The sequence below is a fragment of the Cognatilysobacter bugurensis genome (assembly GCF_014652095.1).
GTDB classification, from domain to species: Bacteria; Pseudomonadota; Gammaproteobacteria; order Xanthomonadales; family Xanthomonadaceae; genus Cognatilysobacter; species Cognatilysobacter bugurensis.
The window spans coordinates 15,062-31,335 of the sequence record NZ_BMYD01000002.1; the positions used below are offsets into that span (position 1 = coordinate 15,062).

The 16,274-nt window shown below is 68.8% G+C and carries 18 protein-coding genes; 13 read left to right on the forward strand and 5 right to left on the reverse strand.

What is annotated here, in order from left to right; all coding sequences use genetic code 11:
* Positions 1-14 precede the first annotated feature (14 nt).
* From ctaD to IE075_RS07235, 4 genes are read left to right on the forward strand one after another with little or no spacing between them, the layout of a single operon-like run.
* Positions 15-1,637 (forward strand): cytochrome c oxidase subunit I, encoded by a 1,623-nt coding sequence (ctaD, locus tag IE075_RS07225; RefSeq protein ID WP_189454912.1) that lies wholly within the window; start codon positions 15-17, stop codon positions 1,635-1,637.
* Between the two features lie 8 nt (positions 1,638-1,645).
* Positions 1,646-1,780 (forward strand): hypothetical protein, encoded by a 135-nt coding sequence (locus IE075_RS15780; RefSeq protein ID WP_268244920.1) that lies wholly within the window; start codon positions 1,646-1,648, stop codon positions 1,778-1,780.
* A complete protein-coding gene (locus IE075_RS07230) occupies positions 1,777-2,385 on the forward strand; it encodes a cytochrome c oxidase assembly protein (RefSeq protein WP_189454915.1) in 609 nt (202 codons plus the stop codon). The genes IE075_RS15780 and IE075_RS07230 overlap by 4 nt, the downstream gene beginning before the upstream one ends.
* A gap of 29 nt (positions 2,386-2,414) precedes the next feature.
* Positions 2,415-3,296 carry a cytochrome c oxidase subunit 3 gene (locus tag IE075_RS07235; protein ID WP_189454917.1) on the forward strand — a complete coding sequence of 294 codons (882 nt, stop codon included), beginning with the start codon at positions 2,415-2,417 and terminating at the stop codon, positions 3,294-3,296.
* Positions 3,297-3,411: 115 nt separating this feature from the next.
* Here IE075_RS07235 and IE075_RS07240 read toward each other — a convergent pair whose 3' ends face one another.
* Positions 3,412-3,618, reverse strand: coding sequence for a twin transmembrane helix small protein (locus IE075_RS07240; protein ID WP_189454919.1), 207 nt, complete (start codon positions 3,616-3,618; stop codon positions 3,412-3,414).
* Positions 3,619-3,684: 66 nt separating this feature from the next.
* On the opposite strand from IE075_RS07240, the gene IE075_RS07245 reads away from it, so the two are divergent.
* From IE075_RS07245 to IE075_RS07275, 7 genes are all read left to right on the forward strand, one after another.
* Entirely contained in the window at positions 3,685-4,431 is a 747-nt protein-coding gene (locus tag IE075_RS07245) for an SURF1 family protein (protein ID WP_189454921.1), read from the forward strand.
* Positions 4,428-5,018 carry a hypothetical protein gene (locus IE075_RS07250; RefSeq protein ID WP_189454923.1) on the forward strand — a complete coding sequence of 197 codons (591 nt, stop codon included), beginning with the start codon at positions 4,428-4,430 and terminating at the stop codon, positions 5,016-5,018. The genes IE075_RS07245 and IE075_RS07250 overlap by 4 nt, the downstream gene beginning before the upstream one ends.
* 10 nt (positions 5,019-5,028) lie before the next feature.
* Positions 5,029-6,219, forward strand: a complete 1,191-nt coding sequence (locus IE075_RS07255; protein WP_189454926.1) for a COX15/CtaA family protein — start codon at positions 5,029-5,031, stop codon at positions 6,217-6,219.
* Positions 6,216-7,136, forward strand: coding sequence for a heme o synthase (gene cyoE / locus IE075_RS07260; protein ID WP_189454927.1), 921 nt, complete (start codon positions 6,216-6,218; stop codon positions 7,134-7,136). The genes IE075_RS07255 and cyoE overlap by 4 nt, the downstream gene beginning before the upstream one ends.
* A gap of 54 nt (positions 7,137-7,190) precedes the next feature.
* Complete coding sequence (locus tag IE075_RS07265; protein ID WP_189454929.1) at positions 7,191-8,060, forward strand: calcium-binding protein; 870 nt, start codon at positions 7,191-7,193, stop codon at positions 8,058-8,060.
* 220 nt (positions 8,061-8,280) lie between these two features.
* The gene (locus IE075_RS07270) at positions 8,281-9,588 is read left to right on the forward strand and encodes a Xaa-Pro dipeptidase (protein ID WP_189454931.1); all 1,308 of its coding nucleotides are present in this window, start codon (positions 8,281-8,283) and stop codon (positions 9,586-9,588) included.
* Positions 9,589-10,260: 672 nt separating this feature from the next.
* Positions 10,261-11,097: a phytanoyl-CoA dioxygenase family protein gene (locus IE075_RS07275; RefSeq protein ID WP_189454932.1), complete on the forward strand. Its 837-nt coding sequence runs from the start codon at positions 10,261-10,263 to the stop codon at positions 11,095-11,097.
* Positions 11,098-11,241: 144 nt separating this feature from the next.
* Here the strand turns inward: IE075_RS07275 and dnaG are convergent, their stop codons facing one another.
* The 4 genes from dnaG to rpsU form a co-directional block, all read right to left on the reverse strand.
* Positions 11,242-12,975 (reverse strand): DNA primase, encoded by a 1,734-nt coding sequence (gene dnaG, locus IE075_RS07280; protein WP_189454934.1) that lies wholly within the window; start codon positions 12,973-12,975, stop codon positions 11,242-11,244.
* 160 nt (positions 12,976-13,135) lie between these two features.
* Positions 13,136-13,660, reverse strand: a complete 525-nt coding sequence (locus IE075_RS07285) for a GNAT family N-acetyltransferase (protein WP_189454935.1) — start codon at positions 13,658-13,660, stop codon at positions 13,136-13,138.
* A gap of 3 nt (positions 13,661-13,663) precedes the next feature.
* A complete protein-coding gene (locus IE075_RS07290; protein WP_189454937.1) occupies positions 13,664-14,110 on the reverse strand; it encodes a GatB/YqeY domain-containing protein in 447 nt (148 codons plus the stop codon).
* Between the two features lie 218 nt (positions 14,111-14,328).
* Complete coding sequence (gene rpsU / locus IE075_RS07295) at positions 14,329-14,544, reverse strand: 30S ribosomal protein S21 (protein ID WP_182823286.1); 216 nt, start codon at positions 14,542-14,544, stop codon at positions 14,329-14,331.
* Positions 14,545-14,707: 163 nt separating this feature from the next.
* Here rpsU and tsaD point away from each other — a divergent pair, with 163 nt between their 5' ends.
* Both tsaD and IE075_RS07305 read left to right on the forward strand, forming a co-directional pair.
* Positions 14,708-15,745, forward strand: a complete 1,038-nt coding sequence (gene tsaD, locus IE075_RS07300) for a tRNA (adenosine(37)-N6)-threonylcarbamoyltransferase complex transferase subunit TsaD (protein WP_189454938.1) — start codon at positions 14,708-14,710, stop codon at positions 15,743-15,745.
* 172 nt (positions 15,746-15,917) lie between these two features.
* A complete protein-coding gene (locus IE075_RS07305) occupies positions 15,918-16,274 on the forward strand; it encodes a dihydroneopterin aldolase (protein ID WP_189454940.1) in 357 nt (118 codons plus the stop codon).

Genomic DNA, 16,274 nt, shown 5'->3' on the forward strand with positions numbered 1-16,274 from the left:
TTTTGAGGTAGGCCATGGCTGCCACGCACACCACCGCTGCCGATCATCACCACGATGACCACGGTCACCAGCAGGGTTTCATCGAGCGCTGGTTCTTCTCGACGAACCACAAAGACATCGGGACCCTGTACCTGATCTTCAGCTTCCTGATGTTCCTCGTCGGCGCGGCGATGAGCGTCGTGATCCGTGCGGAGCTGCTGACGCCGGGCCTGCAGTTCGTCGAGCCGATGTTCTTCAACCAGATGACCACCATGCATGCGCTGGTCATGATCTTCGGCGGCGTCATGCCTGCGTTCGTCGGCCTGGCGAACTGGATGATCCCGTTGCAGATCGGTGCGCCCGACATGGCGCTGCCGCGCATGAACAACTGGTCCTTCTGGATCCTGCCGTTCGCGTTCACGATGCTGCTGATGACGCTGTTCCTCCCGGGCGGTGCCCCGGCCGGCGGCTGGACGCTGTATCCGCCGCTGTCACTACAGGGCGGCTCGAACGTCGCGTTCGCGATCTTCGCGATTCACATGATGGGCATCAGCTCGATCATGGGTGCGATCAACGTCATCGCGACGATCCTCAACATGCGCGCGCCGGGCATCGACCTGCTCAAGATGCCGATCTTCTGCTGGTCGTGGCTCATCACCGCGTTCCTGCTGATCGCCGTGATGCCGGTGCTTGCCGGTGCGGTGACGATGCTGCTGACCGACAAGTTCTTCGGCACTTCGTTCTTCAACGCCGCCGGTGGCGGTGACCCGGTGATGTACCAGCACATCTTCTGGTTCTTCGGGCACCCCGAGGTCTACATCATGATCCTGCCGGCGTTCGGCATCGTGTCGGAGATCATCCCGACCTTTGCGCGCAAGCCGCTGTTCGGCTACCAGGCCATGGTGTATGCGATCGCCGCGATCGCGTTCCTGTCGTTCATCGTGTGGGCCCACCACATGTTCACCGTCGGCATGCCGCTCGGTGGCGAGCTCTACTTCATGTACGCGACGATGCTGATCGCGATCCCGACGGGCGTGAAGGTGTTCAACTGGGTCACGACGATGTGGCGCGGCTCGCTCACGTTCGAAGCGCCGATGCAGTGGTCGATCGCCTTCGTGATCCTCTTCACGATCGGCGGCTTCTCGGGCCTGATGCTCGCGATCGTGCCGGCGGACTTCCAGTACCACGACACCTACTTCGTCGTCGCGCACTTCCACTACGTGCTCGTGACCGGCGCGCTGTTCTCGATCATCGCGGCCGTCTACTACTGGTGGCCGAAGTGGACCGGCCGGATGTACAGCCAGAAGCTCGCCGGGATCCACTTCTGGGTCAGCGTCGTCTTCGTGAACCTGCTGTTCTTCCCGCAGCACTTCCTGGGCCTGGCCGGCATGCCGCGCCGTATTCCCGACTACAACGTGGTGTTCGCGGACTGGAACCTGATCAGCTCGATCGGCGCGTTCGGCATGTTCAGCACGCCGTTCATCATGCTGTTCGTGCTGTGGCACTCGCTGAAGTACGGCGAGAAGGCTGCGGCCCGCTCGTGGGAAGGTGCGCACGGTCTGGAATGGACAGTGCCAAGCCCGGCGCCGCACCACACGTTTGCGACGCCGCCGGTCATCCGTGACGGCGATCTCGCCCACGGCGACATCACGCACTGAGATCTGCCATGAACCGTCCGCCGTTCTCCAATGAAGAGCTGGTTGCGCGTCGCCGTCGGGCGCGCCGCCTCGCGCTGTGGATCGCGGCGGCGGCGGTCGCGGTGTACGTCGGTTTCATCGTGATCAATCTGCCGTCGACATGAACACGCCGGACGTCCAACGCAGTGTCCGTTCGGGACTGACGAAGATGATCGCGGTCGCGCTCGCCGCGTTCGCCTTCAGCTTCGCGCTCGTGCCGCTGTACCGGATCGCCTGCGAGAAGGTGTTCGGCATCCGGCTCGAGCGCGGTGCGGTCGAAGGCGAGGCGGTAGCCGCTGCCGCGAAGCCGACCGTCGGACGCATGGTGACCGTGCAGTTCGACGGCGGGGTGAACTCCAAGCTGCCGTGGCGCTTTGCGCCGAACGAGTTGTCGATGCAGGTGCGCGTCGGCGAGCAGTACGAGACGACGTATCGCGCGGAGAACCTCACCGACCGTCCGGTTGTGGGCAGCGCGGTGCCGTCCGTCGCGCCGGCGCGCGCGTCGGGCTACTTCAACAAAACCGAGTGCTTCTGCTTCACCGCGCAGACGCTGCAGGCCGGGGAAGGGCGCGACATGCCGGTGCGCTTCATCGTCGACCCGAACCTGCCCGATGACATCAAGACCGTCACCCTCTCGTATACCTTCTTCAAGAACGACGGGCTGACCGACAAGGCGCTCGCCGCTTCCGCCCACGGCGCAAGCGCGACCGCTCCACGTTCGACGCCCTGATCCACGCCCTTACAGAACCGGACGCCGCCATGGCCCACGCCAGCACCCCGCACGACCCGAACCTCTATTTCGTACCGCACAGCAGCCGCTGGCCGTTCTACGGCTCCATCGCGCTGTTCGTGACGATGTTCGGCCTTGCGAGCTGGATGAACGAGACCTCGTGGGGCATGTGGACGTTCTTCGTCGGCGCCGCGCTGATGATCGGCGTGCTGTTCGGCTGGTTCGGCGACGTGATCCGCGAGTCGATCGGCGGCAACTACAACCGCCAGGTCGACATCTCCTTCCGCATGGGGATGGTGTGGTTCATCTTCTCGGAGATCATGTTCTTCGCGGCATTCTTCGGCGCCCTGTTCTACGCGCGCCAGTTCGCGCTGCCGTGGCTCGGCGGCGCGGGCGACGGCGGTGCTACGAATTCATTGTTGTGGGACACCTTCAGCAACGCGTGGCCGACGAGCGGTCCCGGGCAGATCGGCGGCGAGTTCCAGACGATCCCCGCGTGGGGCCTGCCACTGCTCAACACGATGATCCTGCTGACGTCCGGCATCACGATCACCGCCGCCCACCACGCGCTCAAGGCGGGCCATCGCAAGCCGCTGCTGATCTGGCTGGGCGCGACCGTGCTGCTCGGCATCGTGTTCCTGTTCTTCCAGGCGGAGGAGTACATCCACGCCTACACCGAACTCAACCTGACCCTCGGCTCGGGCATCTACGGTTCGACGTTCTTCATGCTCACCGGCTTCCATGGTCTGCACGTCACGCTCGGCACGATCATGCTCGCGGTGATCTGGTTCCGCTGCCTGAAGGGTCACTTCTCGAGCGATGACCACTTCGGATTCGAAGCGGTCGCGTGGTACTGGCATTTCGTCGACGTGGTCTGGCTCGGCCTGTTCCTGTTCGTCTACGTGATCTGATTCCACGCCCGCGGCGCGCCGCGGACACCGGATGCACGACGGGCCGGCATTGCCGGCCCGCTTCGTCTGGAGCGCTCGCGCGGGGCGAGCCGTTAGAATGGCGTGCGCCGCTCGATCAGGCGCCCACGCCGTGCGGCTGGATCCAGCCGAACTTGATCGCCACGACCACGATCACGATCAGCGCGATCGACAACGCGATGCGGCGCGTCAGCGCATTCACGGTGCGCTTGCTCTGGCCTTTGTCCACCAGCATGTAATAGAGCCCGGCGCCGAGGTTCCAGACGATGAGAATCAGGAAGGCGACGATCAACAGCGTTTTCATCCGGGCACTCCGAATCGGCGCGGCGGCCGTCCTGCCCGCATTATCGCAGCGCCGTGGAGTCGCCGCGTGACACGTCGCGGCGCGTTGATCGCCGGCTGGCTGTTCGCGCTCGCGCTGTGCGCCGGCTTCGCTTCGCTCGGTGCCTGGCAGTTGAGCCGCGCCGACGAAAAACAACTCATGCTCGACCGGGCCGACGCCGTGTTGTCGCGCCGCAAGCCGCAGGGCTTGACCGCCGCGCAATCGAGCGAGCGCGCGGGCGACTACGACTGGGCGCGCGGCAGCGGACGCTTCATGGCGCAGTCGCCGGTGCTGCTCGACAACCAGCAACGCAACGGACGGGTCGGCGTGCGCGTGTACCGCGCGTTCCAGCCCGACGCGGGCGGCGAGCCGCTGCTCGTCGATCTCGGCTGGCTGCCTTGGCCCGGCGATCGACGCCTGCCTGCGGCCGCGCTCGCCCCGCCGGCGCCGGGCAGCGTCGAGTTGCACGGCTTGCTGGCGCCGCCCCCGTCGCCGGGACTGGCCCTCGGCGAGGCCGTCGCGGCCCGCGCGGATGCAGGCGGGGCAACGACCGCGTGGCTCGCGACCCGGCTCGATCGCGACGCGCTTGCGCGCGCGCTCGGGGTGCCCGCGCTGGCGCCGCGTGTGTTGCGACTGGACCCGGCCCTGCGCATCGGGTTCGAGCGTGACCTCGTACTGCTTGCGAACACGCTGCCGCCCACGAAGCACCGCGGCTACGCGGTCCAATGGTTCGGCCTCGCGCTCGCGACGCTGATCACCGCCCTCGTTCTCACGTTCCGGAGCCTGCGCCGATGAACGCGCCTGACCCCTTCGACCCCAAGGTCCGCCGCCGCAACCGCGCGATGCTCGTCGTGATCGCCGCGCTGTTCCTCGGCAGCCTCGTCGTGGCCGGTGCCTTGCGCTTCAGTGGATGGCGTCCGGCCGGCCTCAAGAACCACGGCGAGTTGCTCGATCCCCCCGGCGATCTGCGCACGCTCAGCCCGGTCCTCGCGGATGGCAAGCGCTATGCATGGCAGCCGATCGATCGCACTTGGCGTATTGCGGTAGTCGCGCCGCGCGAATGCGGCGATGACTGCATGAAGCTCGCACGCGACGTCGACACCGTCTGGCAGCTGTTCGGCAAGGACGCCGATCGCGTCCACGTGCTGTGGCTGTGCGCGTCGACACCTTGCGTCTATCCGGAGCGCGCGCCGCGTCCGGCGACGCTGCGCCTCGTGCAGCCGTCCGCGGAACTGCGCGGAAACCTCCCGCGTGCCAATGCGGCCGGCGGCTCCCCGGTCTATGTCATCGATCCGAACGGCTTTGCGATCCTGCGCTACGCTCCCGGCTCCGATCCGGCCGGGCTGCGCGCCGACCTCGCCAAGCTCCTCAAGCTCAAGTGATTCCGACTGCATGAGCACGCCCGCCGTATCCAAACCACCTGCGTTTCGCACGTTCCGCCGCATCGCGTGGTTCGCCGTCGCGCTGGCGCTGTGCGTGATCGTGTTCGGTGCGTTCGTGCGCCTGTCGAACGCGGGCCTGAGCTGCCCGGATTGGCCGACCTGCTACGGCCGGGCGGCGTGGCCAACGCATGCCGGTGCCGACGCGGACGACACGCTGACCGCGATCCGCGCGATCGAACCGCATAAAGCCTGGCGCGAGCAGTTCCATCGCATCATCGCCGGCGGGCTCGGCGTGTTCGTGCTCGCGCTCGCCCTGATCGCCGCGCGCCGGCGTCGACACGGGATCGCCCAGGTGGTCGCGGCCGCAGCGCTCGTCGCGGTGTCGATCCCGCTCTACATGCGGGCCGAGTACGTGCTCGCGTCGGTGCTCGCCGGCGCTGGCGAAGCGATCCTGTTGTTCGCGGCAGCACGCTGGAACAACGTCGGGCTTTCGCGCGTGTCCGCACTCACGCTCGCGGTGATCATCTTCCAGGCGCTGCTCGGCATGTGGACGGTGACCTGGCTGCTCAAGCCGGTTGTCGTGATGGCGCATCTGCTCGGCGGTCTGACCACGTTTGCGCTGCTCGTGTGGATCGCATGGCGCGCGACCGACCGTCCGATCCGCCTTGCCGACGCGAAGCGGCTGCGCTGGATGGTCGCGGCAGCGCTGGCCGTGCTCGGTGTGCAGATCGCGCTCGGCGGCTGGACCAGCGCGAACTACGCGGCGCTGTCGTGCGGGGCGGGCGGCTGGTTAACCGACGACATGCACACGTTCGATTTCCCGCGCTGCGTGGGTCAGTGGTGGCCGCCGGCGGATTACCGCGAGGGCTTCGTGCTCTGGCGCGGCATCGGCGTTGATTACGAAGGCGGCGTGCTCGACGGCGCGGCCCGCATCGCGATCCAGATGGCGCACCGGCTGTGGGCGATCGTCGCGTTCGTCGCATTGCTCGCGCTCGCCTTGCGGCTCGTGCGCACGCCGGGCATGCGCGGCTGGGCGACGCTGCTCGCGCTGCTCACGTTCGCGCAGGTCACGCTCGGCATCGCGAACGTGAAGCTCTCGCTGCCGCTGTCGGTGGCCGTGCTGCACAACGCCGGCGCGGTGCTGCTGCTGTTCGTGCTCGTCACCCTTCTCGCGCGCCTGCGCGCGCCGGAACACGGATGAGCGCGTCGCTCCGCCAGTACTGGGACCTCACCAAGCCGCGCGTCGTCGCGCTGATCGTGTTCACCGCGATCGTCGGCATGTTCCTCGCGGTGCCAGGGCTGCCGCCGCTCAAGGAGTCGGTGCTCGGCTTTCTCGGCATCTGGCTCGCGGCCTCGAGCGCGGCGGCGATCAACCAGCTGCTCGATGCGCGTATCGACGCGAAGATGGCGCGCACCTCATGGCGACCAATCGTCGCAGGCCAGGTGTCGCCGCGGCAGGCGCTCGTGTTCGCGCTCGCGCTTGGCGCAGCGTCAATGCTGATCCTCGTGCTGTGGGTCAACTGGATCACCGCCGCGCTCACGTTCGCCTCGCTGATCGGCTACGCGGTGATCTACACCGTCTTCCTCAAGCGCGCGACGCCGCAGAACATCGTGATCGGCGGCATCGCCGGCGCGGCGCCGCCGCTGCTCGGCTGGGCCGCGGTCACCGGGATGCGCAACGAATGGGACTGGGCGCACGCGCTGCTGCTCGTGCTCATCATCTTCGTGTGGACGCCGCCGCATTTCTGGGCGCTCGCGATCTTCCGCCGCGAGGACTACGCGCGCGCGCTCGTGCCGATGCTGCCGGTCACGCACGGTGTGCATTACACGCGCTGGCAGATCCTGTTCTACACGGTGCTGCTCGTCGTCGTGACCGTGTTGCCCTGGGTGACGGGCATGAGCGGGCTGTTCTATCTCGGCGGCGCGCTCGTGCTCGGCGCGGTGTTTCTCGGCTACGCCTGGAAGCTGATGGATCCGCCCGATGAACTGTACGCGATGAAGGTCTTCAACTATTCGATCGTGTACCTGATGGCGCTGTTCGCGTTCCTGCTGCTCGACCACTGGCTGATGCCGTGGCTTGCGCCGGCCGCGCCCTTCGAGCTGCAACCGCTGGCTTGAAGCGCGGCCTTTGCAGCCCAACGTCGGTGGCAGACCACGGACGGGGCGAGAGCGATGGGACGCAAACGAATCTGGCAGCGCTGGCTGCTCGCCGCGATCATCGCGGTGTCAGGCGGGGTGTCCGCCCAGCCGACTGCAGCCACGGATTCCGGCATTCGCGATGCTGCACAGGCGATCCATGCGCACGCCGGCGCACGTCGGTTGATCCTGCTTGGCGAACTGCACGGCACGCGCGAGATCCCCGAACTCGTGCGCGTGCTCGCGACCCGGTATGCCGATGAAGGGCCGGTGCTGCTCGCGCTGGAGATGCCGCATCGCGAGCAGGCATCGCTCGACGCCTATCTCGAATCGAACGGCGATGCCGACGCGCGCGCCGCGCTGCGCGCACGCGCGTTCTGGCAACGCGCCGACACGGACCACGACGGGCGACGCAGCGAGGAGATGCTCGATCTGATCGACGCGATGCGCGCACTGCGCGGGCAGGGCCGCGATGTTGCACTGCTTGCGTACGACATGGCCGCCGAGGCGCCGCGCACCGATCCCAACGCGCGTGACCGCTTCATGGCCGAGGTCGCGCGTGCGGCGCACGACGCGCTGCCACACGGCCGGTTGCTCGTGCTCGGCGGCAACGTGCACGCCATGCTTGAGCGGCCCGGATACGCGCCGCCGCAGATGCCGGTGCCCATGGGCGCACACCTGCGCGACCTGCAGCCGGTGTCCGTGCGCATCGGTGCAACTGCCGGTGAGTTCTGGGCCTGCCGGCGCCCGCGCCCCTGCGCCGCGCTCGCCGTCGACGGCGAGCCCGGTCGCACTGGGCCTCAACCGATGCCGTACACGTTCGGTGTGATGCTCGAACGCATGTCGGTTGCGCGGCTCATCGGTCGGGGCCGTGATGCACCGGCGGGACAGGTCGTCGGCCCATAACGCGGTCAGCGTCCACGCAGGCCCATATGCTCGCTTCGGCGTCGATTCGCCTGCATCACGCACGTGCGCGACCGGACGACCCGCGCCTCCGCGGCAGACAAGGGTGCGACAGGGCGGCCGTCCCGCGTCGACCCGGTGCCCGGACCCAGCCGGCAAGCCGTGCATCGCGGCTTGCCGGTGCGCGTGCGTATGCTGGCCGCGTCCTGTCCGGAGTGTTGCCATGCACCGCCTTGCTCCTGCCGCGCTGTCGCTGCTGCTCGCGTCGTCCATTGCCCACGCTCAACCGGCCGGCCCGGGCCCCGTGCCGGGCAGCGACGAGGTCGTGATCACCGCCGCGCGCATGCTCGACGTGCGCAGCGGCCGCTACGTCGACAGCCCGCAGCTGCTCGTGCGCGACGGGCGCATCGTCGAGGTGGGCCGGGCCGGCGATGCCGTGCCGGCCAACGCCGAGCGCGTCGAACTGCCGGGCCTCACGCTGTTGCCGGGCCTGATCGACATGCACGTGCATCTCGACAGCGACCCGAGCTACGGCGGCTACACCGGCCTGCAGTTCAACGACCGCTTCTGGTCGATGCTCGCGGTGCCGAACGCGCACAAGACGCTGCTCGCCGGCTTCACCACCGTGCGCAACGTCGGCGCGGATGCGTGGAACGACGTCGGCCTGCGGCAGGCGATCGACGCGGGCAAGGTGGTCGGCCCGCGCATCGTCACCGCCGGGCATTCGTTCGGTGCGACGGGCGGGCACTGCGATTCGACGTACTTCCCGCCCTCGATGGACGAAAAGAGCGCGTTCAATGCCGACAGCGCCGACGAGGCGCGTCGCGCGGTGCGCACGCTGCGCAAGTACGGCGCGCAGGTGATCAAGATCTGTGCGACGGGCGGCGTGTTCTCGCGCAACACCGAGCCAGGCCAGCAGCAGCTGAGCTATGAGGAGATGAAGTCGATCGCCGACGACGCGCACATGATGGGCCTGAAGGTCGCTGCGCATGCGCACGGCGCGGCCGGCATCAAGGATGCGATCCGCGCGGGCGTCGACACCATCGAGCACGCGAGCCTCATCGACGACGAGGGCATCGCGCTCGCGAAGAAGCACGGCGCGTGGCTGTCGATGGACATCTACAACACCGAGTACACGCAGCGCGAAGGCAAGAAGAACGGCGTGCTCGAGGACAACCTGCGCAAGGACCGCGAGATCGCCGAGGTGCAGCGCCAGGGCTTCAAACGTGCGCACGCGGCCGGGGCGAAGATGGTCTACGGCACCGACGCAGGCGTGCATCCGCACGGCGACAACGGCCAGCAGTTCGAGGTGATGGTCCGCTACGGGATGACGCCGCTGCAGGCGATTCAGAGCGCGACCGTGAACGCTGCGCAGGCGCTCGCGCGTGACGACGTGGGCGTGATCGAGCCGGGCCGCTATGCGGATCTGGTGGCCGTTGCCGGCGATCCGACGCAGGACGTGCAGCTGCTCGAGGCGATCCTGGTCGTGATCAAGGGCGGCGAGGTGATCAAGCGCGAGGCCGCGCGCTGAAGTTATCGCGCATGGCGTGCTGACCGCCTCAAACGCAAACGGCCCCGCCGGGGCGGGGCCGTCAGGGCCGATCAACGGCTCGGATCAGCAGCAGCCGAGCGGGCAGCCGGTGGTGGCGGCATACGCGGCAAACGCGGTGGCAAACAACGTGGCACCAACGAGGAGCTTCTTGAGGTTCATGGCGGAGGCCTTGAGGTGCGTCGTGGATACGACCGGTCCACTCTCGCGTGGCGTGCCCGCCTGATCAAGCGCTCGTGCCCGCATCGGGGCGTCAGTTCAGCGGGCGGTACAACGGTCGGCCCCGACGCTCAGCGCGATGCGAGGCGCATTGGCACCACGCACGCCGCGTCGATACAGACCGCTCGCGGCCGCACCAGCTTGCCCGTGCACCGCCACCCGGCACCCGCGCGCCGCTGTGAAAGGCCGCGATTTACTCGGCTCGATCGACCCACGGCGGTGGCCCACCGCGGGTCGCATTGGCTCGACCAATGGTGCGGTCCACCGCGTCGCCCGCCGTCATCGAACGCAAACCGGAGCCGTGGCAGCGTGTGATCGACCACCGCGTCGTCCGCCGGCGCAGGCCCCGCCCGGTGATGCAAGCCCGGGGTGAGCCGAGGACGGGCGCGGCACCACGGGGCCTCAGCGGGGGCGCAGCGAGCGTGATGGGACAGCATGAGCACGAGCATTGAGCAGGGCACGGGGTACGACGTCGCCGCGATCATGGGCGGCCTCTACGGCGACGGCATCATCGGCCTCAAGGGCGCGTTCGAGCGGGAATGGGTCGAGCAGGTCGGCGAAGACATCGAGGCGCTGTTTCAGGACGCACTGCAGCGCCCCGGCGGCGCGCTCGGTCGCGGTCCGAACCGCTTCTACGTCGAGATCCATCCCGAACGCCTGCGCGGTTTCGTCGATCTGGTGACGCATCCGTGGGTGGTCGCCGTCTGCGAGGCGACGCTCGGACCGGACTACCGCATCGTCGAAATCGGCTTCGACATCCCGGGGCCCGGAGCGATGAACCAGCCGTGGCATCGGGATTTTCCGGCGCCCGACGAGACCCTGGCCGGGCGGCGTCTGAACTCGCTCGCGTTCAACCTCACCACGGTCGACGTGTCCGACGACATGGGGCCGTTCGAGATCGCACTCGGCACGCAGTGGGATGCGGGCGAGGACTTCGCGCACGGCATGTTCCCGCCGGCGGAGTATTCCAGTCGCTACGTCGAACGCGCCGTGCGGCGCACGCCGCGGATGGGCGACATTTCCGCGCGCTCCGCGCTGACGATCCACCGCGGCACCGCGAACCGTTCGGATCGATCACGGCCGACGCTCGTGCTCGGCGTCGACGCGCCGTGCGCGCGCAACGCCGAACGCCATGACCTGCAGGTGTCGAGGGCGTATGCCGAGACGCTGCCGGACTCGGTGAAGCGGCACATGACGTACCGGCTCGTCGATGAGCTCGAGCCGATCGTGCAGCAGCACACGATCGAAGGCTTGGTCATGGGCGTGATGTAGCCCTGTCGCACGCGTGGGCCGCGAATCATGCGGTCGCGACGTGCTGCGCCAAGCGCGCGGCCGATTTAGGCCAGCCGCTGGCCGCGCGTAGAAGCCAAGCGCGCGATTGAGCAAAGGTTACCCAAGCACCCGCGCTGACGCGGATCAGGCGCGGACAAGCGTCTGCAGCAGCGCGCGCATCTCGACCTTGTCGGCCTCGTCGAGGCCCCCTTCGCGCTGCTTGGCCTGCAGCGTGTCGATGCGCTGCTGCAGCGTGAGGCGCTCGAGCTGGACGACGTTGTCGTGAAACACCTGCTGCCACTGCAGCGGATCGCCCGGCTGCGATTGCGCGGCGAGTTTCTGCAACGCGGGGTATTCGTCGCGGCCCTCGAACTGCTCGATCAGCACGCCGGTGCCGATGTCGGGACGTTCGTGCACGAGCTCGACGAGTTCGACGAGCAGCGGCACGCCCGGCTGGTCGAGCGCGGCGAACCGCGGCGGCACCGCGAGATCGAGCGCGAGCGAGGGCCGCTGCAGCAGCAGCTCGATCGCGCTGCGCACGAGGCTGCGCTTGGGCGCGGGCGTGCCGCCGCGCGTGGTGCGGGCGCGCTGCGCGGGCACGTGCGTCTGCGGCGGAGCGGCGCGGCCGCCCACGCCGGTGAGTTCGGTCAGGCGCTGCTGCATGAGATCGGCGAACGCGCCGTCGGGGATCTGCGCGAGCAGCGGCTTCGCGCGCTCGGCGAGCCGGCCCTTGCCTTCGAGCGTGGCGAGGTTGACGTCGGTCGACAGCGAGTCGAACAGGAACTGCGACAGCGGCGTCGCGATCTTGAGCTGCAGCTCGAACGCCGGCGCACCCTGACGCCGCACCAGCGAGTCCGGGTCCTCGCCGTCGGGCAGGAACAGGAAGAACGCCTGCCGGCCGTCCTTCATGCGCGGCAGCACGGATTCGACCGCCTTCCACGCCGCGGCGCGGCCCGCTCGGTCGCCGTCGAAGCAGAAGTAGACGTCCGGCGCGTTGCGGAACAAAAGTTCGGCGTGGTCGGGCGTCGTCGCGGTGCCGAGCGTGGCGACCGCAGTGTCGAAACCGGCTTCGAACAGCGCGACCACGTCCATGTAGCCCTCGACGACGATGAGCCGTTCGATGCGGTTGTGCGCCTGCCGCACCTGCCACAGCCCGTAGAGCTCGCGGCCCTTGTGGAACAGCGGCGTTTCGGGCGAGTTGAGGTACTTCGGCGATGCGTCTTTCTCAAGTACGCGTCCACCGAACGCGATCGGCCGGCCGCGGCGATCGAAGATCGGGAACATCACGCGGTCGCGGAACTTGTCGTACACGCGGCCGGATTCGTTCTTCGAGAACAGGCCCGCGCGCTCGAGCAACTGCAGGCGGCGCGGCTCGGTGCCGAGCGCATCGCGCAGTGCGGTGAAGCCGTCGGGCGCGTAGCCGATCGAGAAGCGCTCGCGGGCCTCCGCGCCGATGCCGCGCCGATCGAGATACGCCTGCGCCTTCGGGCTCGTCGCGAGTTGGGCGCGGAAGAACTTCGCGGCGGCGTCCACCGCGGTGTAGAGGTCCTGCAGGTCCGGATTGACGTTGCGCTGGCGCGTGTCGCGCGGCACCTCGACGCCGATGCGGCGCGCGAGTTCCTCGACCGCGTCGAGGAACTCGAGGCGGTCGTAATTCATGAGGAAGCTGATCGCAGTGCCGTGGGCCCCGCAGCCGAAGCAGTGATAGAACTGCTTGACCGGCGACACCGTGAAGCTTGGCGATCGCTCGTCGTGGAACGGGCAGCGCGCCGAATACTCCTTGCCTTGGCGCTTGAGCGGCACGCGCGTGCCGATTACCTCCACGAGGTCGCTGCGCGCGAGCAGGTCGTCGATGAACGCGTCGGGGATGCGGCCCATGCTCAGCTCCTGTCGCGCGCGGCGTGGGGGCGCCGGGCCGTGCATGTCGATTCGGCGGCCCGCAGGCGCGCGCGCACGGGCTGAAGGGGCCAGCCACCCGGGCGGCAATGCAGCGACGGCGCGCGAAGACGGGGCATGTCGGCGCAGGATGCCATGTGGGTCAGTCGTCGCGCCGCGGCAGCGCGGCCGGCTCGATCTCGCGTGCGAGCGCCTGCAGCGCATCGCCGCTCACGCGTTGCACGGTCCACTCGTCCATGCCGACTGCGCCGAGCGCGCGGTAGAAGTCGATCGCCGGCGTGTTCCAGTCCAGCACCCACCACTCGAAGCGGCCGCAGCCGCGCTCGACCGCGATCGCCGCGAGGCACGCCATGAGGCGGCGGCCGAGGCCGTGGCCGCGAAACCGCGGCGACACGTACAGATCCTCGAGGTAAAGCCCGCGGCGGCCGAGGAACGTCGAGAAGTTGTGGAAGAACAGCGCAAAGCCGGCTGCCTCGCCGTCGACTTCCGCGAGCACGACTTCCGCGGCGGGGCGCTCGCCGAACAGGCTGCCTTCGAGCGTGGCCTCGTCGGCGATGACTTCGTGCGCGAGCTGCTCGTACTGCGCGAGCTCACGGATGAACGCGAGCACCTGCGGCACGTCCTCGCGCCGCGCGAAGCGCAGGGCGACCGCGGGCGCGTCGTGCATCGCTCAGCCTGCGAGGCGGCGCTTTACAAGCGCCGAGACCTGGCCCATGTCGGCCTGCCCGGCGAGCTTGGGCTTGAGCGCGCCCATGAGCTTGCCGATGTCCGCCGGGCCGCTCGCGCCGGTCTCGGCGATCGCGGCATCGATCGCCGCGAGGATCTCGGCTTCGCCCATCTTCGCCGGCACGTAGCGCTCGACGACGACGATCTCGGCCTGCTCGATCTCGGCGAGGTCGCTGCGGCCGGCGGCTTCGTACTGGCTCACCGAATCGCGGCGCTGCTTGACCATCTTGTCGAGCACGGCGATCACGGCGGCATCGTCGAGTTCGATGCGCTCGTCGACTTCCTTCTGCTTGATGGCGGCGTTGATGAGCCGGATCACGCCGAGGCTGTGCTTGTCGCCGCCCTTCATCGCGGCCTTCATGTCGTCGTTGAGTCGCTGCTTGAGGGTCATGGCGGGGTCTCGATATAAAGAAGCAAGGGAAGTGGGGCGGCAGGCGCCGGCGGTCCGCAGGACACGGCCGCCTCAGGGCGGGGCCTCATGTGCACGCAACGGCCGCGCGCATAGGTCAGCAGGCGTCGGGGGCTTTGCGCGGCAAACGCAAAAAGCCGACCGCGCGAGGCGCGGCCGGCTTCAGCGAGCGACGGTGCCGGCCGGGGCCGGACGCGCGATCAGTACAGGCGCTGGCGCTTGGTCACGTCGCGCGAGGTGCGACGGGACTGGCGCTTCACCGCGGCCGCGGCCTTGCGCTTGCGTTCCTGGGTCGGCTTCTCGTAGAACTCGCGCTTGCGGGTCTCGGCGAGGACGCCGGCCTTCTCACAAGTGCGCTTGAAGCGACGCAGTGCAAACTCGAAAGGCTCGTTTTCGCGGACTTTGACGCTGGGCATACGTGATCTCTGATTCGGAGGACCGCCCAGTCAGAGCGGGCGAGCCGCGTATGATAACGACGCCTCCGCTTGACATGCAAGCCGGGGCGCCGACAAACCTGCGACGGCGGTCACCGCTGGCAGGACCCGTGGTTCTTCCTCCTCTTCAACCGGCCCTGCTCCCGTGATCGTTCTCGGCATCGAAACCAGCTGCGATGAAACCGGCGTCGCCGTCTATGACACCGCGACCGGCCTGCGCGCCCACGCGGTCTACAGCCAGATCGCGCTGCATGCCGAATACGGCGGCGTGGTGCCCGAGCTCGCGAGCCGGGACCACGTGCGCAAGCTGCTGCCGCTGATCCGGCAGACGATGGTCGAGGCCGGCCTGCGCGTCGGCGACCTCGACGGCGTGGCCTACACCGCCGGGCCCGGCCTCGTCGGCGCGTTGCTCGTCGGTGCCGGCGTGGCGCGCTCGCTCGCGTGGGCGCTCGACGTGCCGGCGATCGCGGTGCACCACATGGAAGGCCATCTGCTCGCGCCGCTCATGGACGACGCCGATCCGCGCGGCCGCCCTGAGCCGCCGTTCGTCGCGCTGCTCGTCTCCGGCGGGCACACGCAGCTCGTCGCGGTCGATGCGATCGGCCGCTACCGGCTGCTCGGCGAGACGCTCGACGACGCGGCCGGCGAAGCGTTCGACAAGACCGCCAAGCTCATGGGCCTGCCGTATCCGGGCGGCCCGCAGCTGGCCAAGCTCGCGGAAACCGGGCGGCCCGGCGTGTTCAAGTTCGCGCGGCCGATGACCGATCGGCCCGGTCTCGATTTCAGCTTCAGCGGCCTCAAGACGCAGGTGCTGCTCGCGTGGCAGCAAAGCGAGAAGAGCGAGACGACGCGCGCGGACATCGCGCGCGGCTTTGAAGACGCCGTGGTCGACACGCTCGCAATCAAGTGCACGCGCGCGCTCGATGCGGCCGGCTGCGACACGCTCGTGGTCGCCGGCGGGGTCGGCGCGAACCGCCGCCTGCGCGCGAAGCTCGCGGCGATGGCGGACAAGCGCGGCGGCCGCGTGAGCTTCCCGCCGCCGGCGCTGTGCACCGACAACGGCGCGATGATCGCGTTCGCCGGCGCGCTGCGGCTGCAGGCCGGCCAGCACGAGGACGCGTCGGTGCGCGTGACGCCGCGCTGGGACATGGCGACGCTGTCCGAGGTCGCGCCGGCGGCGTGAGGGGCGATGGGCGGTGCGTGCGGCCGCATCGCACCCGCGGCAACGCCGGCGCCTGCTGGCCCGCAATCCGCGTCGGAATGTCGCAGTCGAGCATGCCTGCCGATGCGCGGTTCAATGGCGCGCGCGGCTAGCATTGCGCTCCGATCCGGAACCCCGCATCCCGAGCGCCGCCATGGACACGATCTACATCACCGGCCTGCAGGTCGACATGCGCGTCGGCGTCTACGACTGGGAGCGCCAGGGGCATCAGCCGCTGCGGCTCGATCTTGAGCTCACGCTGCCCGAGGGCACGCCGCTGTCGGACGGCGACAAGCGCGCGACGATCGATTACGGACACGTCGTCGAAGCCGTGCGCACATTTATTGGCGCCCGCGAGGACGCGTTGCTCGAGACGCTCGGCGAAGCGCTGTGTGCGCATCTGCTCGAGCGTTTCGATGCCCAAGCCGTGCGGCTGCGCATCGACAAGCCGCAGGCCGCGCTGCTGCTCGGCTGCGCGCACGTCGGCATCGACCTCGTGCGCCGGCGCTGA